The sequence below is a fragment of the Cellulomonas humilata genome (assembly GCF_013359775.1).
Taxonomy (GTDB): Bacteria; Actinomycetota; Actinomycetes; order Actinomycetales; family Cellulomonadaceae; genus Cellulomonas; species Cellulomonas humilata.
Genome location: NZ_JABMCI010000068.1, coordinates 192,335 through 213,248 on the forward strand (window position 1 = coordinate 192,335; position 20,914 = coordinate 213,248).

The 20,914-nt window shown below is 72.5% G+C and carries 15 protein-coding genes and 2 tRNA genes; 12 read left to right on the top strand and 5 right to left on the bottom strand.

Annotation, left to right across the window (positions count from 1 at the left end):
* Positions 1-79: 79 nt before the first annotated feature.
* Positions 80-685: a RidA family protein gene (locus tag HP550_RS22450; RefSeq protein WP_343048211.1), complete on the bottom strand. Its 606-nt coding sequence runs from the start codon at positions 683-685 to the stop codon at positions 80-82.
* Between HP550_RS22450 and HP550_RS15900 the strand changes: the two genes are divergently transcribed.
* Positions 671-1,288: a CG0192-related protein gene (locus HP550_RS15900; RefSeq protein ID WP_175348654.1), complete on the top strand. Its 618-nt coding sequence runs from the start codon at positions 671-673 to the stop codon at positions 1,286-1,288. The two genes, HP550_RS22450 and HP550_RS15900, sit on opposite strands and share 15 nt — an antisense overlap.
* A gap of 118 nt (positions 1,289-1,406) precedes the next feature.
* Here the strand turns inward: HP550_RS15900 and HP550_RS15905 are convergent.
* Positions 1,407-1,477 (bottom strand) — tRNA-Gly (locus HP550_RS15905).
* A 104-nt stretch (positions 1,478-1,581) separates the two neighbouring features.
* Between HP550_RS15905 and HP550_RS15910 the strand changes: the two genes are divergently transcribed.
* The 9 genes from HP550_RS15910 to HP550_RS15950 all read left to right on the top strand — a co-directional run bounded on the left by HP550_RS15910 (position 1,582) and on the right by HP550_RS15950 (position 10,386).
* Positions 1,582-1,655: transfer RNA gene (locus tag HP550_RS15910), tRNA-Pro, on the top strand.
* A gap of 80 nt (positions 1,656-1,735) precedes the next feature.
* Complete coding sequence (locus tag HP550_RS15915; protein WP_175348655.1) at positions 1,736-2,698, top strand: DUF389 domain-containing protein; 963 nt, start codon at positions 1,736-1,738, stop codon at positions 2,696-2,698.
* A gap of 77 nt (positions 2,699-2,775) precedes the next feature.
* Positions 2,776-4,065 (top strand): glycosyltransferase, encoded by a 1,290-nt coding sequence (locus HP550_RS15920; RefSeq protein WP_175348656.1) that lies wholly within the window; start codon positions 2,776-2,778, stop codon positions 4,063-4,065.
* Between the two features lie 189 nt (positions 4,066-4,254).
* The gene (tig, locus tag HP550_RS15925; protein WP_175348657.1) at positions 4,255-5,667 is read left to right on the top strand and encodes a trigger factor; all 1,413 of its coding nucleotides are present in this window, start codon (positions 4,255-4,257) and stop codon (positions 5,665-5,667) included.
* A 202-nt stretch (positions 5,668-5,869) separates the two neighbouring features.
* Complete coding sequence (locus tag HP550_RS15930; protein WP_343048212.1) at positions 5,870-6,487, top strand: ATP-dependent Clp protease proteolytic subunit; 618 nt, start codon at positions 5,870-5,872, stop codon at positions 6,485-6,487.
* Between the two features lie 35 nt (positions 6,488-6,522).
* Positions 6,523-7,224, top strand: a complete 702-nt coding sequence (locus tag HP550_RS15935) for an ATP-dependent Clp protease proteolytic subunit (protein WP_056092930.1) — start codon at positions 6,523-6,525, stop codon at positions 7,222-7,224.
* A 211-nt stretch (positions 7,225-7,435) separates the two neighbouring features.
* Positions 7,436-8,716 (top strand): ATP-dependent Clp protease ATP-binding subunit ClpX, encoded by a 1,281-nt coding sequence (clpX, locus tag HP550_RS15940; protein WP_175348658.1) that lies wholly within the window; start codon positions 7,436-7,438, stop codon positions 8,714-8,716.
* 31 nt (positions 8,717-8,747) lie between these two features.
* A complete protein-coding gene (locus HP550_RS15945) occupies positions 8,748-9,062 on the top strand; it encodes a chorismate mutase (protein ID WP_175348659.1) in 315 nt (104 codons plus the stop codon).
* A gap of 127 nt (positions 9,063-9,189) precedes the next feature.
* Positions 9,190-10,386 (top strand): baeRF2 domain-containing protein, encoded by a 1,197-nt coding sequence (locus tag HP550_RS15950; protein ID WP_175348660.1) that lies wholly within the window; start codon positions 9,190-9,192, stop codon positions 10,384-10,386.
* 67 nt (positions 10,387-10,453) lie between these two features.
* Here HP550_RS15950 and HP550_RS15955 read toward each other — a convergent pair whose 3' ends face one another.
* Together HP550_RS15955 and valS are read right to left on the bottom strand one after the other, a co-directional pair.
* Positions 10,454-12,259: an AMP-binding protein gene (locus tag HP550_RS15955; RefSeq protein WP_175348661.1), complete on the bottom strand. Its 1,806-nt coding sequence runs from the start codon at positions 12,257-12,259 to the stop codon at positions 10,454-10,456.
* Position 12,260: 1 nt separating this feature from the next.
* Positions 12,261-14,897 carry a valine--tRNA ligase gene (gene valS / locus HP550_RS15960; protein ID WP_175348662.1) on the bottom strand — a complete coding sequence of 879 codons (2,637 nt, stop codon included), beginning with the start codon at positions 14,895-14,897 and terminating at the stop codon, positions 12,261-12,263.
* A gap of 174 nt (positions 14,898-15,071) precedes the next feature.
* On the opposite strand from valS, the gene HP550_RS15965 reads away from it, so the two are divergent.
* Both HP550_RS15965 and HP550_RS15970 read left to right on the top strand, forming a co-directional pair.
* Positions 15,072-18,920 carry a Pls/PosA family non-ribosomal peptide synthetase gene (locus tag HP550_RS15965; RefSeq protein ID WP_175348663.1) on the top strand — a complete coding sequence of 1,283 codons (3,849 nt, stop codon included), beginning with the start codon at positions 15,072-15,074 and terminating at the stop codon, positions 18,918-18,920.
* Positions 18,917-20,245, top strand: coding sequence for a M1 family metallopeptidase (locus HP550_RS15970; RefSeq protein ID WP_343048213.1), 1,329 nt, complete (start codon positions 18,917-18,919; stop codon positions 20,243-20,245). The genes HP550_RS15965 and HP550_RS15970 overlap by 4 nt, the downstream gene beginning before the upstream one ends.
* On the opposite strand, the gene HP550_RS22765 is transcribed toward HP550_RS15970, so the two are convergent.
* The gene (locus HP550_RS22765; RefSeq protein WP_175348664.1) at positions 20,202-20,909 is read right to left on the bottom strand and encodes a 4'-phosphopantetheinyl transferase superfamily protein; all 708 of its coding nucleotides are present in this window, start codon (positions 20,907-20,909) and stop codon (positions 20,202-20,204) included. The genes HP550_RS15970 and HP550_RS22765 overlap by 44 nt on opposite strands.
* Between the last annotated feature and the right edge of the window lie 5 nt (positions 20,910-20,914).

The window sequence follows — 20,914 nt, forward strand, 5'->3', positions numbered from 1 at the left end:
CCCCGGCGGCGTGAGCTGCTCGGCGCACTTCGAGGCGCGGGGCCCGGCTCGCCTCGATGTCGTGGGGCACCAGGTGAGGTCACTCGGTCGAGCGGTAGGCGATCCCCTCGATCATGAGCAGGCAGTCTGCGTCGACGAACTCAGTGGTCGCGGTCATGCGTGCGGGGTACTCGCCGTCGTCGAAGTGGTCCCCGAACAGATGTTCCATCTCGGGGAGGTCAGCGATGTCCTTCAGCCAGACCGTGACCTTGACGAGGTCCGCGGTGGTGAGCCCGATCGCGTCGAGCGTGCTGGCCAGGCCGACAAACGTGTCGTGCAGCTGCTCGGTGAAGCTCATGCCGAATCCGCGATGCAGCCCGAGGTACGCGGTATCTCCTGCGACCACTGCCGCGGAGTAGCTGAACGGTGTGGTGATGCGCTGGATCGGCGGCACAGTGGCACTCCTTCTGAGACGTTGATGCGCGTGGAGCTGCGAACGCGGTGCCGAGCGGTGACCAGCCGAGCCCGGAGTGCTCCGCAGAGTGGCGACGGGCTCCGTCGGCAGCGTAGGAACGCGTCGACGGCCCGGGATGAGCCGAAGGGCCCACGCCGGACGCGCGCGACTGGCGCTCTGGCCGGCTCCGCGCAGTAGCGCGACTCGGGTTGTCCGGCCTCGCGTGAGGGTCGGCCGATGGCCCTGATCCACCGCGCCACCATTCGTCCGACGAAGGCGGAGCTGCTCGCCGACTGGGTTCCCACCCAGCGCTGGGGAGAGCAGGGGTTCGAGCTGCTTGGTGCGTACCGCTTTGACGATCCGGACGGCGAGGTCGGTATCGAGACGCACGTCCTGTCGACCGCCGGCGGGCACCTGCTCCAGGCTCCGCTGACCTATCGCGGCGCTCCGCTGGACGGAGCGGACCACTTCCTGATCTGCACCATGGAGCACTCGGTGCTCGGGCGCCGCTGGATCTACGACGCGACCGGGGACCCCGTCTATGCCCGCGTGCTTGCGTCCGTGCTGCTGGCGGGGGCTGACCAGGCCGATGAGATCGTCGAGGGCTCCGACGCCCCGCGCGAACCGAGCGTGCGCGTGACCGGGAGCGGCGATCGCACGCGTGAGGTCCCGCCCCTCCATGAGGTGAGTGCGTCCTCGGATGACTCCACGACACTCATGGAACTGTCGGGCGCCCTACGCATCGTCATCTGCCGTCGCCTCGCCCGACATGCGACCACTGCCGACCGTGAGGCCACCCTCACGGGCACGTGGCCGGGCCTCGAAGCGCCAGTCTTGCTCGCCTACGTGGCCTGACGTCGTCTGGTGGGGAGCCGCGACGGGCGGGCTGGCACGAAGCGTCGCGTCGCCCGACTCATCGGGCGACGAGACCTGGGGCATGCAGACATCGACCTTGACCTGCGAAGAAATCGGGAGCGGACGACGGGAATCGAACCCGCGTAGCCAGTTTGGAAGACTGGGGCTCTACCATTGAGCTACGTCCGCACAGGTCCTGGCTCCGGGAGCCAGGACCGCGGCACCCAGGGTACCGGGTGCGCAGGGGCGTCTCGTGCACCCACCTCGCCCCCAGGGCCGCGGTCGGGTGCGCGCGGGGTGTGGCGCAGGTTGGTAGCGCGTCCGCTTTGGGAGCGGAAGGTCGTGGGTTCGAATCCCGCCACCCCGACGGTGTGATCACGGGCGAGTCCGCGTCGTCGGGCGGAGCGGCTCCCACGATCACCCGCCTGCCGACGACACACTGGCCCGGTGCTGCACCTGCGGATCTCGGTCCCGGCGGACCTCACGAGCGGCGTCGTCGCGGTTCTCGAACGAGCGCCCGCGGTGAGCAGCCTGGCGGTCCTCGACGGTGCGTCGCGGCGACCTGAGGGCGACGTCGTGCTCGCGGACGTGGCCAGGGAGGCCGCCAACGACCTCTGCGACGAGCTCCTGGAGCTCGGCGTCCAGCGCGAGGGCACGCTGACGATCGAGCCGGTGGACACCTGGGTGTCGCAGCCGGGGTACGACGCCGAACGGCTCGCCCCGGGCAGCAGCGCGGACGCCGTCGTGTGGATCGACGTCACGCGGCGTGCCTATGCGGAGTCCGAGCTCAACTGGACGTACCTGAGCTTCATGAGCCTGGCGACGCTCATCGCCGCGATCGCGATCGTGCTCGACTCGCAGATCCTGGTCATCGGCGCGATGGTTCTCGGGCCGGAGTTCGTGCCGATCGCCGCGCTCGGCATCGCGCTGGTCCGCCGACGGTTCCACCTGCTCCGGATGGCGCTCTGGACGCTGGTGGTCGGGTTCGTGCTCGCCATCCTCCTCACGTGCGTGGCGGCGCTCGCGGCCAAGCAGCTCGGCTGGGTCACGCTCGAGCAGGTGACGGCTCCCCGTCCGGGCACGGAGTTCATCTACACGCCCGACAAGTGGTCGTTCATCGTGGCGGTCATCGCCGGGGCGGCGGGGGTGCTGTCGCTCACGTCGGCGCGGGTCGGTGGGCTCGCGGGAGCCTTCATCTCGGTGACCACCGTGCCCGCCGCGGGCAACGTCGCGCTCGGCCTGGCGTTCGGCCAGCTGGTCGAGGTCCGCGGCAGCGCGCTCCAGCTCGGCATCAACATCGTGGGCATGGCCCTCGCGGGGTGGCTGACGCTGGTCTTCCAGAAGACCGTGTGGAACCGGTTCGCCGACCGGCGCGAACGCTTGCGCGAGAGGCTCCTGCGGCACCGCTGAGTCCGGGATGTATCAGGGCGAATCGCCCAGGGTCTTGTTCAGGGACTGTGTTACCGACACCCCTGGGAGATCCCCCCATGAGCAGGATCCTGTTCACTCTCACCCCCGTCACGGGCCATGTGCGGCCCGCGCTGCCGCTGGCCCGTGCCCTCGTCGCCGAGGGCCATGAGGTCGTGGTCTACACGGGCACCAAGTTCGCCGACGCCGTGCTGGCCACCGGTGCCAAGCACGCGCCGATCGTGCAGGGCCGCGACCTCGACGACGCCGAGTTCGACGCGTGGTCGGTGGCGCACGGCGCTCCCGCACCCGGCATCAAGCGACTCCAGTGGGACGTGCTGCACCACTTCGTCGGCACCGTCCCGGGCTTCCTGGCGGACCTCGACGGCATCGTCGCCGCCGAGCGGCCCGACGTCCTCGTCATGGACAACGGGTTCGTGGCGGGCGCGATCGCCGCGGCTCGGCACGAGCTGCCCTCGGTGCTCTTCTCCGTCTCCCCGCTGGCGATCTCGAGCAAGGACACCGCGCCGTTCGGGCTCGGGCTGCAGCCGCCGCGGACCGGTCTCGACGGGCTGCGGTACGCAGCGCTCGGCTGGTTCATCCAGAAGGTGCTGTTCCGGGAGGCGCAGCGGGCGGCCGAGCGCGTCGTCGCCGACGCCGGGCTGCCCGCGCGGGACGGGTTCTTCCTCGACTGGGTGCAGACGTCCGCCACGCGGGTGCTGCACACGTCCGTGCCGTCGTTCGAGTACCCGCGCAGCGACCTGCCGGAGAACGTCGAGCTCGTCGGGCCGTTCCTCCCGGCTGGCGTCGACCGCTTCTCGCCGCCCTCATGGTGGGACGACGTGGTCGAGGCGCGGGACACCGGGCGACCGGTCGTGCTGGTCACGCAGGGGACGGTCGCCACCGACCCCGAGCGCCTGCTGTGGCCGGCGATCGACGCGCTGGCCGACGAGGACGTGCTCGTCGTCGCCACCACCGAGCCCGCGGGCTTCCCGGCGAACGTGCGTGCCACTCCCTTCGTCCCGTTCGACCGGCTCCTGCCGTTCGTCGACGTGATGATCACCAACGGCGGGTTCGGCGGTGTCCAGCAGGCGCTCGCCGCCGGGGTGCCCGTGCTGGTCGCGGGTCGCTCGGAGGACAAGGCCGAGGTGGGTGCGCGCGTGGCGTGGTCCGGCGTCGGCCTGGCGCTCCCGACCGACAAGGTCACCGACGCGACGACGTCGGAGGCAGTCCGGCACGGGGTGCGGCGGTTGCTGGACAACCCGTCGTTCGCCCGGAGGGCCGGCGAGCTCGCGGTCGAGTACGCGGAGCACGACGGGGTCGGTCGCGCGGTGTCGGTCATCACGGAGGTCGCGGGTCGCTCCGAGTGACGGGAGCGCCGACGGCGTGGTCCGTCCCACAACCGCTCGGCTTGGGGCCGCCGCCCGCCGTGGCGTAAGGTCGAGGGTCGCCAGCGTGCGGTCGTCGGCCCTTCTCGGGCGCGGCTGGCGCGCGGCCCTGAAGCACCGGAGATCGCCGGAGTCGCCGGCGCCCGCCCCGATCAGTTGGAGACCATCGAAGTGAAGAGCGCCGTCGAGACCCTGGAGCCCACCAAGGTCAAGCTGACCGTCGAGGTGACCTACGACGAGCTCAAGCCGAGCATCGAGCACGCGTACGAGCACATCGCCCAGGACGTCGTCGTCCCGGGGTTCCGCAAGGGCAAGGTGCCGCCGCGCATCATCGACCAGCGCATCGGCCGCCCCGCCGTCCTCGAGCACGCGATCAACGAGGGCCTGTCCGGCTTCTACGCCGAGGCCGTCCGCGAGAACAAGCTGCGCCCGCTGGGTCAGCCCGAGGTCGAGGTCACCCAGGTCCCCGGCCTGACCGCCACGCCCGCCGGCGAGGAGGGCGAGCTGCACTTCACCGCCGAGGTCGAGGTCCGGCCCGAGATCACGGTCCCGGAGCTCGACGGCATCGCCGTCACGGTCGACGACGTCGAGGTCTCCGACGAGGACGTCGCGGCCCGCCTCGACGCCCTGCGCGAGCGCTTCGGCACGCTCGTCGGCGTCGACCGCCCCGCGGTCGAGGGTGACTTCGTCGTCATCGACCTGACCGCCACGATCGGCGACGAGCCGGTCGACAACGTGTCCGGCGTCAGCTACCAGATCGGCTCGGGCAACATGCTCGAGGGTCTCGACGAGGCGCTCACGGGCCTCTCGGGCGGCGAGGCGACCACGTTCGAGACGGCCCTCGCGGGCGGCGACCACGCCGGCGAGACCGCCCAGGTGAGCGTGACCGCCACGACCGTCAAGGAGCGGCAGCTGCCCGACGCCGACGACGACTTCGCCCAGCTGGCCAGCGAGTTCGACACGCTGGAGGAGCTGACGGCGGACCTGCGCACGCAGGCGTCCAGCATCAAGGCGTCCAACCAGGCCGTGCAGGCCCGTGACCTGCTGCTCGAGCAGCTGCTCGCCGCCACCGAGATCCCCGTCCCGTCGGGCGTCGTCGAGGCCGAGGTGCACCGTCACCTCGAGGGCGAGGGCCGGCTCGAGGACGACGAGCACCGCGCCGAGGTCGGGGAGCAGGCCACCACGGCCCTGCGCAACCAGATCCTCCTCGACACGCTGGCCGAGCAGCTGGAGATCAAGGTCAGCCAGAACGAGCTGCTCGACTACCTGGTGAACGCGTCGCGCCAGTACGGCATGGACCCGAACACCTTCATCCAGACCATCGACCAGCAGGGCCAGATCCCGACGATGGTCGCCGAGGTCGCCCGCTCCAAGGCGCTCGCCGTCGCCCTGCGCCGCGTCGCCGTCACCGACGGGTCCGGCCAGGCCGTCGACCTCTCGGAGTTCATCGGCTCGGACGCCGAGGACGCCGCCGAGGCAGCCGAGGTCGCCGGTGCCGCTGCGGCACCGTCCGACGCCGCGACCGACATCTCGGCGTTCGACGTGTTCGACGACGCCGAGCCGGCCGAGGACGCCAAGGCCTGACGCCCCACCGGGAGGCCCCGCACCGATCACCGGTGCGGGGCCTCCTGTCTGTCCGGCCCCTGCTCTGCCGTCAGCGAAAACGCTCGGTGCGGGGACATGAGCGGGTGGGGCGTCGCGTTAGGGTCACTGCATCGCACGGGTCCCCGACAGGGGAGGACCGCGCGGTGCAGGACAGACGTCACCGTCAGATGAGGGAGCCTTCGTGAACGAGCTAGTGCCGATGATGGCCAGGGCGGACGGCCCGGCCTTCGGCCTCAATGACTCCATCTACAACCGACTGCTCCGCGAGCGCATCATCTGGCTCGGCTCCGAGGTGCGCGACGAGAACGCCAACGCCATCTGCGCGCAGATGATGCTGCTGGCCGCGGAGGACCCCGACAAGGACATCTGGCTGTACATCAACTCGCCCGGTGGCTCGATCACCGCGGGCATGGCGATCTACGACACCATGCAGTACATCCAGCCGGACGTCGCCACGATCGCGATGGGCATGGCGGCCTCGATGGGCCAGTTCCTGCTCTCGTCGGGCGCCCAGGGCAAGCGCTACGCCCTGCCGCACGCCCGCGTGATGATGCACCAGCCCTCGGGCGGCATCGGCGGCACCGCGACCGACGTGCGGATCAACGCCCAGCTGATCCTCCACATGAAGAACGTGCTCGCGGAGCTCACGGCCGCCCAGACGGGCAAGAGCGTCGACCAGATCAACAACGACGCCGACCGTGACCGCTGGTTCACCGCGCCCGAGGCGCTCGAGTACGGCTTCGTGGACAAGGTTGTCACGAAGGCCGACTCGGTCGCCGGGGGCGGCGGCACGGCCTGACGGCGTCCGAACTTTCATTCGTTGAGGAGAAGCTCATGAGCATGGAATCCCAGTTCATGGCGCGTGCGGGCATGCTGGCCGGCCCCGGCGGTCTCGCACCGTCGTCGCCCGCCGCCCGCTACGTGCTGCCGCAGTTCGAGGAGCGCACGGCCTACGGGTTCAAGCGCCAGGACCCGTACACCAAGCTGTTCGAGGACCGCATCATCTTCCTCGGCGTGCAGGTGGACGACGCCTCGGCCGACGACGTCATGGCCCAGCTGCTGGTGCTGGAGAGCACCGACCCGGACCGCGACATCATCCTGTACATCAACTCGCCCGGCGGCTCGTTCACGGCGCTCACGGCGATCTACGACACGATGCAGTACATCAAGCCGCACATCCAGACGGTCTGCCTCGGGCAGGCCGCCTCGGCGGCGGCGGTGCTGCTCGCGGCGGGCTCGCCGGGCAAGCGCCTGGCTCTCCCGAACGCACGCGTGCTCATCCACCAGCCGGCGATGGAGGGCGGTGGCTACGCGCAGGCGTCCGACATCGAGATCCACGCCAACGAGCTGATCCGGATGCGCGAGTGGCTCGAGCTCACCATCGCGCACCACACGGGGCGGGACATCGAGCTGGTCCGCAAGGACATCGAGCGCGACAAGATCCTCACCGCCCAGGCGGCGCTGGAGTACGGGATCGTCGACCAGGTGCTGGCCAGCCGCAAGGGCGTCATCCCGACGACGGTCCAGCCCAAGTAGCACCTGGAGAGCCGGGTTCGCGCCTCGCGGACCCGGCTCTTCTGCTGCCGAACAGGTGACGCGAGTGACAACCGGTGCTGACGCGTGCCGTGTGTTCGGCTGACATCCCGCCCCCGGTGGTGTGCAATGGGGGAGGACGCGCACCCTGCGGGGTGCGCACGCACGACGCACCGCCCGTGGGGCGGAGGGCGACACGAGGAAGGGGATCGACGTGGCTCGTATCGGGGACGGAGCCGATCTCCTCAAGTGTTCGTTCTGCGGCAAGTCGCAGAAGCAGGTCAAGAAGCTGATCGCGGGCCCCGGCGTCTACATCTGCGACGAGTGCATCGAGCTCTGCAACGAGATCATCGAGGAAGAGCTGGCGGAGGCCACCGAGGTCGGGCTGGTCGAGCTGCCCAAGCCGAAGGAGATCTTCGACTTCCTCGAGCAGTACATCATCGGCCAGGAGTCGGCCAAGCGGGCCCTCGCGGTCGCGGTGTACAACCACTACAAGCGTGTCCAGGCCGGTGAGGCGCGGACGTCGACGACGGACGACCACATCGAGATCGCGAAGTCGAACATCCTGCTGGTCGGCCCCACGGGCACCGGCAAGACGTACCTCGCGCAGACCCTGGCTCGCATGCTGAACGTCCCGTTCGCCATCGCGGACGCCACGGCCCTCACCGAGGCGGGCTACGTGGGCGAGGACGTCGAGAACATCCTGCTCAAGCTCATCCAGGCCGCCGACTACGACGTCAAGAAGGCCGAGTCGGGGATCATCTACATCGACGAGATCGACAAGATCGCCCGCAAGAGTGAGAACCCGTCGATCACGCGTGACGTCTCCGGCGAGGGTGTCCAGCAGGCGCTGCTGAAGATCATCGAGGGCACCACGGCCTCGGTGCCGCCGCAGGGCGGTCGCAAGCACCCGCACCAGGAGTTCATCCAGATCGACACGACGAACGTGCTGTTCATCGTGGCCGGCGCGTTCTCCGGGCTCGACGACATCATCGCGGCCCGTGCCCGCAAGCGCGTGGTCGGCTTCGGCGCCCCGCTGCTGGACTCGGTGGACGAGGGGGACCTGTTCTCCGAGGTCCGCCCCGAGGACCTGCAGAAGTACGGCCTGATCCCCGAGTTCATCGGTCGCCTGCCCGTGGTCGCCGCGGTCTCCCGCCTCGACCAGGACGCGCTCGTGCGCATCCTCACGGAGCCCAAGAACGCGCTGGTCAAGCAGTACCAGCGGATGTTCCAGATCGACGGCGTCGAGCTCGAGTTCGACGAGGAGGCCGTGGCCTCGATCGCCGACCAGGCCCTGCTGCGCGGCACGGGAGCTCGTGGTCTGCGGGCGATCATGGAGGAGGTCCTCCAGCAGGTGATGTTCGAGGTGCCCAGCCGCGACGACGTGGGCCGGGTGGTCATCACGCGCGAGGTCGTGCTCGAGAACGTCAACCCGACGCTCATCCCGCGGGACACGGAGCAGGAGAAGCGCACACCCCGCGAGAAGAGCGCCTGACCGTCCGGGGTTCCCGCCTAGGATCGCGTCCGTGAGCGACCTGCCGACCCCGATCCCCGCCGACCTGGCCCGCCTGCGCGGGAGCATCGACAACATCGACGCCGCGCTCGTCTACCTGCTCGCGGAGCGCTTCAAGGCCACGCAGCAGGTGGGCGTCCTCAAGGCGACCAGCGGGCTGCCGGCGTCGGACCCCGCGCGCGAGGAGCAGCAGGTCGCGCGCCTGCGGGAGCTCGCGCGCACCGCGGACCTGGACCCGGTGTTCGCGGAGAAGTTCCTCGCGTTCATCGTCGAAGAGGTCATCCGGCACCACGAGGCCATCGCCGAGGACCACGCCCGAGGCGTCTGACGGTTTTCGGGGTGGCGCGCCGCCCTCCGGGGGCGGAGGGTAGGAGGGGTCAGCTCCGGCAAGCCGCGCGGGGGCGGATCACGCGTGCGCGGTCGCCGGGGACGATCGACACCGGAGGTACTTGCCCATGGATCTGCACTGGCTCAAGCCGCTGCTCGGACGCCCGGCACCGTTCACGACCGTCTACCTCGACGCGACGCGACACGGTGCGACCGGTGACGCCGAGGCGGCTGACCGCTGGAGGGCCGTGCGACGCTCTCTGGAGCGCGACGGTGCCCCGGCCTGGGTGCTGGACCAGATCGCCGACGTGGTCTCGGTGCCCACCGGTGTGCGCGCTCCCCACGGGCGGGTGATCGTCGCCGACGCCCAGGGCGTGGTGGTCGACCGCGTGCTCTCGGAGCCTCCGGCCCAGTCCCACGCGGTGTTCGGCCCGGCGCCGGCGCTGCTCCCCGCCGTGCGGGCCGCCGACGAGACGGTCTCGTACCTGCTGGTCGAGGTGGACCGCAACGGTGCGGACCTGACGTGGGCAGCCGGTGGGACGGTGCGCACCGAGGGCGGCCCGGAGACCGAGACGGTCGACGGCGGGCATGACGACGTGCACAAGACGCGCGAGGGCGGGCTCGACCGGCGCAGCCAGACGCGTGCGGAGGACTCCTGGGGGCGCAACGCCGAGGCGGTCGCAGCCGTCCTGGACAAGCGGGTCGCCGAGCGCAGGCCGGACCTCGTGGTGATCACGGGCGACGGCCGCGCCACCAAGCTCGTCTGCGAGGCCCTCGGGCAGCAGGCCCGCGAGCTGGTGGTCGAGGTGCAGGGCGGGTCGCGGGGCGAGGGCGTCAACCAGGGCGCGTTCGCGGCGCGGGTCACCGAGACGCTCGAGGCGTTCCGCACCCGGCGGCGGCAGGCGGTGCTCGACCGGTTCCGGGAGGCGCAGGGTCGCGGTGACGGTGCCGTCACGGCACTGGGCGACGTGATCGAGGTGCTGCGGCGCGGCCAGGTGGCGGAGCTGGTGCTCCAGGTCAGCGTGCTCACCACCGGCCTCGCGGAGCGGACCCTGTGGGTCGGACCCGAACCCCTGCAGCTGGCGACGACCGCGGGGGACCTCGCGTCGATCGGCGTCACGGGCGAGGCGCGCGAGATGGACGCCAACGTCGCCCTGGTGCGGGCCGCGCTGGCCCAGGACGCGGGGGTCACGTTCGCGGAGGACGGTGCGGTCGACCTGGTGGACGGCATCGGCGCGGTGCTGCGCTGGTCCGACGACTCGACCCCGAGCGAGGCGGTGCCCACCCAGTCCGCCGACCAGGCGCGCCTGCGCACGGTGGTCTAGAGACACGCAACGTCCGAGGAAGCGAGCGCTCCGGCGACCGCTTCCTCGGACGTTGCTGTTCGCGGTATCAGTCGGTTGTGCGGGTGTCCGTGTACAGGGTGTCGATGTCTGCGGCGAAGTCCTTGAGCACCAGGGCGCGCTTCACCTTCATCGACGGGGTGAGGTAGCCGTTCGTCTCGGTGAAGTCCGTGGTGAGCACCCGGACCTTGCGGATGGACTCGGCACGCGAGACGGCCTCGTTGGCGCGCTCCGCGGCACGGTCGAGGGCCTCGAGCACCGCGGGGTTCGTCGCGGCCTCGTCGACAGACATGGCGGGCAGGCCGTGGTTGGACAGCCAGCCGGGGAGCATGTCGGCGTCGAGCGTGACGAGTGCGCCGATGAAGGGCCGCTGGTCGCCGACGACGACCACCTGGCTGACCAGCGGGTGGCCGCGCAGGCGGTCCTCGAGCACGGCGGGGGCGACGTTCTTGCCGCCCGCGGTCACGATGATCTCCTTGGTGCGACCGGTGATCCGCAGGCAGCCGTCGTCGTCCAGCGTGCCGAGGTCGCCGGTGCGGAACCAGCCGTCGACGAGGGCCTCGGCGGTCGCCTCGGGGTCGTGCCGATACCCGCGGAACACGTGCGGGCCCGACACGGAGATCTGGCCGTCGTCGTCCACGCGGATGGCGGCGCCCGGGTACGGCGGCCCGACGGTGCCGATGGTGGTGGCCCCGGGACGGGTGACGCACGTGGCCGCGGTGGTCTCCGTGAGGCCGTAACCCTCGAGCACCTCGACGCCGATGCCCCGGTAGAAGTGCCCGAGACGCTCGCCCAGGGGAGCGCCGCCGGAGATCGCGAACTCGGCGCGCCCGCCCAGCGCCGCGCGGAGCTTCGAGTGCACCAGACGCCCGGCGAGGGCGTGCCGGGCACGCAGGGCGGCGCCGGGCCCGCCGGTCTCCAGGGAGCGTGAGTAGTCCTCGGCGGCCTTGGCGGCCCAGCGGAAGAGCTTGAGCTTGGTCCCCGACCCGGCCTTCTGCTCCGCCGAGTTGTAGACCTTCTCGAAGACGCGGGGGACCGCCAGGATGAACGTCGGCTTGAACGTCCCCAGGTCCGCGAGCAGGTTCTTGGCGTCCGGCGTGTGACCCAGGACGGCGCCGGAGGGCACGCAGAGCACCTGGATGAACCGCGCGAACACGTGCGCGAGCGGCATGAACAGCAGGGTGCGCGAGTGCGGCATCGCGACGACCTCGCCCAGCCCGGCGACCCCGTTGCGCGTGATGGCGACGAAGTTCCCGTGCGTGAGCTCGACGCCCTTGGGCCGGCCCGTCGTACCCGACGTGTAGATGACGGTCGCCAGGTCGTCCGCGCGGGCCAGCGCGCTGCGCCGCCGGATCTCCTCGTCGGGGACGCCGGTGCCCGCCTCGACCAGCGCGGCGACCGCGCTCTCGTCGATGACCAGCACCTCGCGCAGGCCCGGGAGGTCGTCACGGACCTGGGCGACGACGGCGGCGTGCTTCGCGGTCTCCACGAGCGCGAGCCGGACCCCGGCGTCGGCCATGATCCACCGGACCTGCTCGGCCGACGACGTCTCGTAGACGGGCACGCCCAGCGCACCCGCCGCCCAGCAGGCGAAGTCGAGCAGCGTCCACTCGTAGCGGGTGCGGGACATGAGCGCGACGCGGTCGCCCGGCTGGACGTCCCGCGCGACGAGGCCCTTGGCCACCGCGGTGACCTCGGCGTCGAACTCGGCGACCGTCACCGCGGTCCAGGTCCCGTCGACCAGCCGCTCGGCGAACACCCCAGAGGGGTCGCGCAGCAGCCGTGCCGCGAGCATGCCGGGGATGCTGGCGGCGGGGTCCAGCTCGATCAGCGACTCGGACCGTGACTCGCGCACGTCAGGCCTTCGGAGCCGGCGGGACCAGCACGGCGTCGCGTGCCACGCACGTCTCACCGTCCGAGTCCACCAGGGTGAGGGTGCCCGTGACGCGGCCGGCGGCGCGGATGTCGTCGAGCGACACCTCGACGCCCGGTCGCAGCGCGGCGGGGACGGCGAGGTTGACCGCGGTGATCTCGGTGCGCATCGACAGCTTGGCCTCGGACTTGACCTTGCGCAGCGCGGCGAGCGCCGACCCGGCCGCGCCGACCACGGCGGGGTCCGCCGAGGTGCGCAGCGGCTCCGCGGACGGCCACGGCGCGCGGTGCACCGACCCGTCACGCCACCACGACCAGACCTCCTCCGTGGCGAACGGGATCACCGGCGCGAACAGGCGCAGCAGCACGTCGAGCGCGATCGCCAGGGCGGCGCGGGCCGACGTGGTCTCCGGGGAGGGGTCGCCGTACGCGCGGTCCTTGACCAGCTCCAGGTAGTCGTCGCAGAACGTCCAGAAGAACGTCTCCGACAGCTCCAGGGCGCGCGTGTGGTCGTACGCGACGAGGGCGGCGGTGGCCTTGTCGACGACGTCCGCCAGGCCGGCGAGAATGGCGCGGTCGATCTCGACGGTGACCAGCGCCGGGTCCAGGTCGAGCGGCTCGTCGGCGGCACCGAAGGAGAGCGCGAACTTGGAGGCGTTGAGCACCTTGATGGCCAGGCGGCGGCCGATCTTCATCTGGCCGACCTCGAAGGCCGCGTCGGTGCCGAGCCGCGCGGAGGCCGCCCAGTAGCGGACCGCGTCGGACCCGTGCTCCTCCAGCAGGCCCATGGGGGTGACCACGTTGCCCTTGGACTTCGACATCTTCTTGCGGTCGGGGTCCAGGATCCAGCCGCTGATCGCCGCGTCGGACCAGGGCAGCGAGCCGTGCTCCAGGTGCGAGCGGACCACCGTGGAGAACAGCCAGGTGCGGATGATGTCCTGGCCCTGGGGGCGCAGGTCCATGGGGAACACGCGGCTGAACAGGTCGGGGTCCGTGCGCCAGCCGCCGACGATCTGCGGGGTCAGCGAGCTGGTGGCCCAGGTGTCCATGATGTCGGGGTCGCCGACGAACCCGCCGGGCACCCCGCGCTGGTCCGCCGTGTAGCCGGCGGGCACGTCGGACGACGGGTCGACCGGGAGCTCGTCCTCACGCGGCACCAGGGGTGCGTCGTGGACGGGCTCACCGTTCTCGTCGAGGCGGTACCAGACGGGGAAGGGCACGCCGAAGAAGCGCTGGCGCGAGACGAGCCAGTCGCCGTTGAGGCCGCTGACCCAGTTCTCGTAGCGGACCTTCATGAAGTCGGGGTTGAACCCCAGCTCGGCGCCGCGGGCGAGCAGCTCGTCGCGCAGGGCCTCGTCGCGACCGCCGTTGCGGATGTACCACTGGCGGCTGGTGACGATCTCGAGGGGCTTGTCGCCCTTCTCGTAGAAGTTCGCCTTGCGCTGGGTGGTGACGGGCTCGCCGTCCAGGTCGCCGGTCTCGCGCAGCCCGGCGACGACGGCCTCGCGGGCGGAGAACGTCGTCTTGCCGGCCAGCTCCTCGTGGCGGGCGCGCGGGCCGTCGCCCACGAGCCAGTCGGGGGTGTCGCGCAGGATGCGGCCGTCGCGGCCCACCACCGAGCGCGTCGGCAGCTGGAGCTCGCGCCACCACTGCACGTCGGTGAGGTCACCGAACGTGCAGCACATCGCGATGCCGGCGCCCTTGTCGGGCTCCGCCAGGGTGTGCGCCAGGACGGGGATCTCGACGTCGAACAGCGGGGAGCGGACCGTGGTGCCGAACAGGTGCTGGTAGCGCTCGTCGTCGGGGTGCGCGATGAGGGCGACGCACGCCGGCAGCAGCTCCGGACGCGTGGTCTCGATGTAGACGGGACCGCCCTCGCCGTGGAACGCCACGCGGTGGAACGCCCCGGGGTAGTCGCGGGCCTCGAGCTCGGCCTGCGCGACCGCCGTCTGGAACGTGACGTCCCACAGCCCGGGGGCCTCGGCCTGGTACGCCTCGTCGCGCGCGAGGTTGCGCAGGAACGCCTGCTGCGCGACGGCCCGGGACTCGGCGGAGACGGTCTGGTACGTGCGGGACCAGTCGACCGAGAGACCGAGCCGACGCCAGAGGGCCTCGAACAGCCGCTCGTCCTCGACCGTGAGGCGCTCGCAGAGCTCGACGAAGTTCTTGCGGCTGACCGGCAGCTGCGGGCCGGACTTTCCCTCGCCGCCCTCGAACGGCGGAGTGAACTCGGGGTCGTACGGCAGCGACGGGTCGCAGCGCACGCCGTAGTAGTTCTGCACGCGGCGCTCGGTGGGCAGGCCGTTGTCGTCCCAGCCCATCGGGTAGAACACCTCGCGGCCGCGCATGCGCTGGAACCGCGCGACCACGTCGGTGTGCGTGTACGAGAACACGTGGCCCACGTGCAGCGAGCCGGACACCGTGGGCGGGGGCGTGTCGATCGAGTAGACCTGCTCGCGCGTGGCCGTGCGGTCGAACGCGTACAGGTCCTGAGCGGTCCACGCCTCGTCCCAGCGGGCTTCGACGCCGTCCAGGGAGACCCGGTCCGGTACCTGCCGCGTGCCCGTGGTGCGAGTGGTTTCCTGGGGCACGGACGGCGTGGCGGGGGAGTCGGAGCTCATGGTCCGACATCTTCCCAGATCGGCGGGCCTCCACGGTCCGGCGACGATCAGGCGAACACTCGGTGAACGAGGGCGGTCTGGGCGCGGTGCGGCGTGGCGCCGGTGCGAGGATCGCCACTCGCCAGGTCGTGAGCGCATGATCGGGAGGACACGAGCGGGCGGGGGGGCTGGGCGATGTCTGCCGACGGGTTCCTCCGGTCCGACCGGGCTGCCGCACCGCGCACGCTGCTGGACGTCCTGGCGGGGACCGTCGCGGCGCACGGTGACGCGCCCGCGATCGACGACGGCAGCGCGGTGCTGACGTACCGGGAGCTGGCCGAGGCGGTCCGGTCCGCCGCCGCCGGCCTGGCCGGTGCGGGCATCGGGCCCGGGGACCGCGTCGGCGTGCGCATCCCGTCGGGCACCACGGAGCTCTACACGGCGATCCTCGCGGTGCTCGCGGCCGGGGCGGCGTACGTGCCGGTCGACGTCGACGACCCCGACGAGCGCGCACGGACCGTCTTCCGGGAGGCCGGGGTCGCGCGGGTGCTCACGGAGGGGGACCTGGCGACCCTGCGGACGCGCGCGGAGCCGAGGCCACCGGGGCTCGACGACGACGCCTGGATCATCTTCACCTCGGGCTCGACCGGTGCGCCCAAGGGCGTCGCGGTCGCGCACCGGTCGGCGGCCGCGTTCGTGGATGCCGAGTCGCGGCTGTTCCTCCAGGCGGCACCGCTCGGTCCGGGCGACCGCGTGCTGGCGGGGCTGTCGGTCGCTTTCGACGCCAGCTGCGAGGAGATGTGGCTCGCGTGGGCGCACGGAGCCTGCCTGGTCCCCGCGCCGCGCGCTCTGGTGCGCACCGGCATGGACCTGGGCCCGTGGCTGGTGGCGCAGGGCATCACCGTCATCTCGACCGTGCCGACGCTCGCCGGGCTGTGGCGGTCCGAGGAGCTGGCCGGCGTCCGGCTGCTCATCTTCGGCGGTGAGGCCTGCCCGCCGGAGCTCGTCGCGCGGCTGGTCGGGCAGGGGCGCGAGGTCTGGAACACGTACGGGCCGACGGAGGCCACCGTCGTCGCGTGCGCGGCGCTGCTCACCGGCGACGGGCCCGTGCGGATCGGCCACGCGCTCGACGGGTGGGACCTCGCCGTCGTCGCGCCCGACGGGACGCAGGTCGAGGAGGGCGGGCTGGGCGAGCTGATCATCGGCGGCGTCGGGCTGGCGCGGTACCTCGACGCGGTCAAGGACGCGGAGAAGTACGCACCCGCGGAGCAGCTCGGCTGGGCACGGGCGTACCGCAGCGGGGACCTCGTGCGGTACGAGGCCGAGGGGCTGCTGTTCGTCGGGCGCGCCGACGACCAGGTGAAGGTCGGTGGCCGCCGGATCGAGCTGGGTGAGGTCGACTCCGCGCTGCTCGGCCTGCCCGGCGTGGCGGGGGCGGCCGCCGCGGTCCGCCGGACGCCCGCGGGCACGTCGGTGCTCGTCGGCTACCTGGTGCCCGAGCCCGGCGTCACGCTGGACCTGGCCGACGCCCGGCACCGGCTCGTCGGCTCGTTGCCGGCGGCGCTCGTGCCGCTGCTCGCGCCCGTGGAGTCGATCCCGACGCGCGGCTCCGGCAAGGTGGACCGCGACGCGCTCCCGTGGCCGCTGGAACGGGCTGCCACCGGCTCGTCAGCGTCGGCGCCGCCCGTCGGCCTCTCGGCGACCGGCCAGTGGGTGGCGGAGCGCTGGACCGCCGCGCTGGGCGTCACGGTGACCGGCCCGCGCGACGACTTCTTCGCGGCCGGCGGAGGAAGCCTCGTGGCCGCCCAGCTGGTCAGCGCCCTGCGTGAGCGCTTCCCGACCGTCACCGTCGCCGACGTGTACGAGTACCCGCGGATCGGGGACCTGGCCCGCCGGCTCGACGAGTTCGAGCCGACCGTCGCGGCGGAGGCACGGGTGGTGGCGCCGACCCCGCTCCGGTCGCAGGTCCTCCAGACGGTCCTCGGCCTGCCGCTGGCCGCCCTGGTCGGGCTGCGGTGGCTCACCTGGCTCCTGGCGGCGGACGCGGTGCTCGTCGCGACCACCGGTGCCGCATGGGTGCCCGTCGTGCCGGGCGTGTGGTGGTGGGTGGCGCTCGGGTGGCTGGTGCTCCTGAGCCCGTTCGGCCGGATGGGGACGACGGTGCTCGTCGCGCGCACGCTGCTGCGCGGGCTGCGCCCGGGCCGGTACCCCCGGGGCGGGTCGGTGCACCTGCGCCTGTGGTTCACCGAGTCCTGGGCGGCCGCGGCCGGCGCCGAGAACCTGTCGTGCGCCCCCTGGACCGCGACGTACGCGCGGGCGCTCGGGGCGACCGTCGGGAAGAACGTCGACCTGCACGCGCCGCCGCCGGTCACCGGGCTGCTGACGCTCGGCAACGGGTGCTCCGTCGAGCCCGAGGTGGACCTGCGCGGGCACTGGCTCGACGGTGACGTGCTCCGGGTCGGACGCGTGCGCATCGACAAGCGCGCGACCGTCGGGACCCGCAGCACGCTCGCGCCCGGCACCCGCGTGGGCGCCTGGTCCGAGGTCGCTCCGGGCTCCGCGGTGCTCGACTCCGTGCCGCCCGGAGAGCTCTGGGTCGGGTCTCCGGCGGTGTTCGATGGCCCGGCCCGGCGGCACTGGCCGCACGACCGGGCGCCGCGCGCCCGCCGGTGGGTGGCGATCTACGGGCTGACCGCGACGGTGCTCTCGGCCCTGCCCGTCGTCGCCGGCCTGTGCGGGCTGCTGGTGGTCGGGGTGGCGCTCGGCGGGGCCACCACGAGGGCCGAGGCAGCGGCCGACGCGCTCCGGGCGGTGCCGCTGGCCGCAGTCACGGTGGTCGTGGTGCTCGCGGTCGTCACGCTCGCGGCCGTGCGGCTGCTCGGGCTCGGGTTCCGCGAGGGGTACCACGCGGTGCACAGCCGCGCGGGGTGGCAGGTCTGGGCGACCCTGCGGCTCATGGACGACGCCCGCACGACGCTGTTCCCGCTGTACTCCAGCCTCGCGACGCCCGTCTGGCTGCGGCTGCTCGGTGCGGACATCGGCAAGGACGTCGAGGCGTCGACCGCCCTCATGCTCCCGAGCCTGACCACGGTGGGCGACGGAGCCTTCCTGGCCGACGACACCCTCATCGGCTCCTACGAGCTGGGCCACGGGTGGTTGCGGGTCGAGCGCAGCAAGGTCGGCAAGCGTGCGTTCCTCGGCAACTCCGGGATGATCGCCCCCGGCCGCGCGGTGCCCAAGCGCGGTCTGGTCGCGGTGCTCTCGGCGACGCCGGAGGACGCCCGGGCGGGCACCAGCTGGCTCGGCTCGCCGCCGGTGCGCCTGCGACGGACCGCTGGCGAGGCCGACGACGCCCGGACGTTCGCTCCGCCGACGCGCCTGCGGGTGGCCCGTGCGCTCGTGGAGCTCTGCCGGATCGTGCCGGTGATCTGCACCGTCGGGCTGGGGGTGCTCGTCCTGCTGGCGCTCCAGGCGGTGCTCGACTCCCGTGGGCTCGGTGCGGCCGCAGCGGTCTCGCCGCTGGTCGTGCTGGCGGCCGCCCTCGTCGCGTGCGCGCTGGCGACCGTGACCAAGTGGCTGCTCGTCGGCCGGCTGCGACCCGGCGACCACCCCCTGTGGAGCTCGTTCGTGTGGCGCAACGAGCTGGCCGACACATTCCTCGAGATCGTCGCCGTGCCGTGGCTCGGACCGGCCACCATCGGCTCACCGGCGCTCACGATCTGGCTGCGGACGCTCGGTGCCCGGATCGGCCGCGGGGTCTGGTGCGAGACGTACTGGCTGCCCGAGGCTGATCTGGTCACGCTCGGCGACGCGGCCACGGTGAACCGCGGCTGCGTGCTGCAGACACATCTGTTCCATGATCGGGTGATGAGCATGGACACGGTGGAGCTGGGACGCGGCGCGAGCCTGGGCCCGCACGGGGTGGTGCTGCCCGCGGCGAGGCTCGACGACGGCGCGCGGGTGGGACCCGCCTCCCTCGTGCTGCGCGGCGACGCCATCCCCGCCGGGTCGCGCTGGACGGGGAACCCGGTGGCCCCGGCGTGACGCAGCCGCCCGAGGACCCGTATCTGCCCGGGAGGCCGGACGGCGGTGTGACGGTGGACCGGTACGAGCTCGAGCTCGACTACCGCGTGTCCACCAACCGCCTCGACGCGCGCGCGGTGCTGCACGCCCGCGCCACCCGTCCGCTGGACCGTGTCGCGGTGTCCCTGCACGGGCTGCGCGTCACCCAGGTGCTGGTCGGCGGGAAGCGGCCCGAGAGGTGGACCCACCGCGACGGCCGGATCGCCATCCGGTTGGGCCACGAGGTGTCCGCGGGCACGAGCCTGCTGATCGAGGTGCGGTACGGCGGGCAACCGGGTCCCGTGCGCGGACCGTGGGGGGAGGTCGGCTGGGAGGAGCTCGAGGACGGGCTCATCGTGGCGGGCCAGCCCGACGGGGCACCCACGTGGTTCCCGTGCCACGACAGCCCGGCGGACAAGGCGAGCTTCTCGGTCACGGTCACGGCGGAGGCCGGCTACGAGGTGCTGGCCAACGGGCTGCTGGTCTCGCGCACCCCGCGGGCCGGGCGCACGCGGTGGGTGTACGACCAGCCCGAGCCGATGGCGCCCTACCTCGCGACGCTCCAGATCGGACGCTACGAGCGGGTGCCGACCGACGCGCGCACGCAGGTGCTGGTCCCGCCCCGGCTGCGCACCGCCGCCCTGCACGACCTCGACCGGCAGGTCGAGATGATGGCGCTCTTCGAGAACCGGTTCGGCCCGTACCCGTTCGACGGCTACACGGTGGTGGTCACCGACGACGCCCTCGAGATCCCGCTCGAGGCGCAGGGGCTCGCCGTGTTCGGGGCCAACCACATGGACGGCCGGCGGGGGTCGGAGCGGCTGGTCGCGCACGAGCTCGCGCACCAGTGGTTCGGGAACAGCCTCACGGTCGGCCGGTGGCGGGACATCTGGCTGCACGAGGGGTTCGCCTGCTACGCCGAGTGGCTGTGGTCCGAGCAGTCGGGCGGCTGGAGCGCCGAGCGGCACGCCCGGTCCGCGCGGGCCCGCCTGGCGACACTCCCGCAGAACCTGGTCATCGGCGATCCCGGACCCGACGGCATGTTCGACGACCGGCTCTACAAGCGCGGCGCCCTCACCCTGCACGCCCTGCGGCTCGCGGTCGGCGACCGGGCGTTCTTCGCGATCCTGCGGACGTGGACCGCGCGGCACCGGCACGGGACGGTGAGCACCGAGCTGTTCGTCGCGTGCGCGTCCGAGGTGTCCGGCACCTCCGTGGCGCTGCTGGTCGAGGCGTGGGTCTACCGGCCGGCCCTGCCCGAGCTCAGTACCGACCGGTCAGCTGCACCTGCGTCACCCGCACGCTGACCGGGCCGTCGGCCCCCACGGCGAGTGCCCCGATCGCCCCGCCCGTCGGGTCGAGGTCCTGGAGGTGCCACGGCCCGACCGGCCCTCGCTCGATGCGCGGGGGCTCGTCACCGGGCCCGAGCACGAGGGTGCGCGGATCGACGTCGAGCCCGCGTCCGATGGCCTTGAGCACGGCTTCCTTGCGCACCCAGGTGCGCAGGCGCGCCTCGTCGTCGACCGCGCGGGCCTCCGCGGCGGCCAGCACGACGTCGTCGAAACCGACGAACATGCGCTCGATACGCCGCTCGACGTCGATGCCGACCTCGCCCGCGAGCGTCGTCGCGACGACGACCGTCCCCGCGGTCCGCGCGAGGCTCACGTGGGGGACCGGCGTCCAGTGCACGTCGTCGGGCACGCTGCGCCACGACGCGCTCGGGCGGCCGTGCACGCGGCTGCCGCAGCGGGGGCACCTGCGGCGCAGCTCGACCGCGTCGGCGTCGACACCCACCCAGGCACCGACGGCGGTGCGCGCCAGCACCAGCGACGACGCGAGCGCGTTGCGCGACTCCGCGTTCTGCACGGTCGCGGTGCGCTCGCGCTCCGCGCGCGTCAGCACGTCGGCGAGCACGTCCGCGGAGACGGTGCGCGCCCAGTGCACCTCGACCGTCAGGGCGTCGTCGCTCACGGGCA

Bases quoted from the DNA above. Each gene is read 5' to 3' on its own strand.
- HP550_RS15900 (WP_175348654.1), top strand. From the start codon at position 671: ATGGCCCTGATCCACCGCGCCACCATTCGTCCGACGAAGGCGGAGCTG.
- HP550_RS15920 (WP_175348656.1), top strand. From the start codon at position 2,776: ATGAGCAGGATCCTGTTCACTCTCACCCCCGTCACGGGCCATGTGCGG.
- HP550_RS15935 (WP_056092930.1), top strand. From the start codon at position 6,523: ATGAGCATGGAATCCCAGTTCATGGCGCGTGCGGGCATGCTGGCCGGC.
- HP550_RS15950 (WP_175348660.1), top strand. From the start codon at position 9,190: ATGGATCTGCACTGGCTCAAGCCGCTGCTCGGACGCCCGGCACCGTTC.
- valS (WP_175348662.1), bottom strand. From the start codon at position 14,897: ATGAGCTCCGACTCCCCCGCCACGCCGTCCGTGCCCCAGGAAACCACT.
- HP550_RS15965 (WP_175348663.1), top strand. From the start codon at position 15,072: ATGTCTGCCGACGGGTTCCTCCGGTCCGACCGGGCTGCCGCACCGCGC.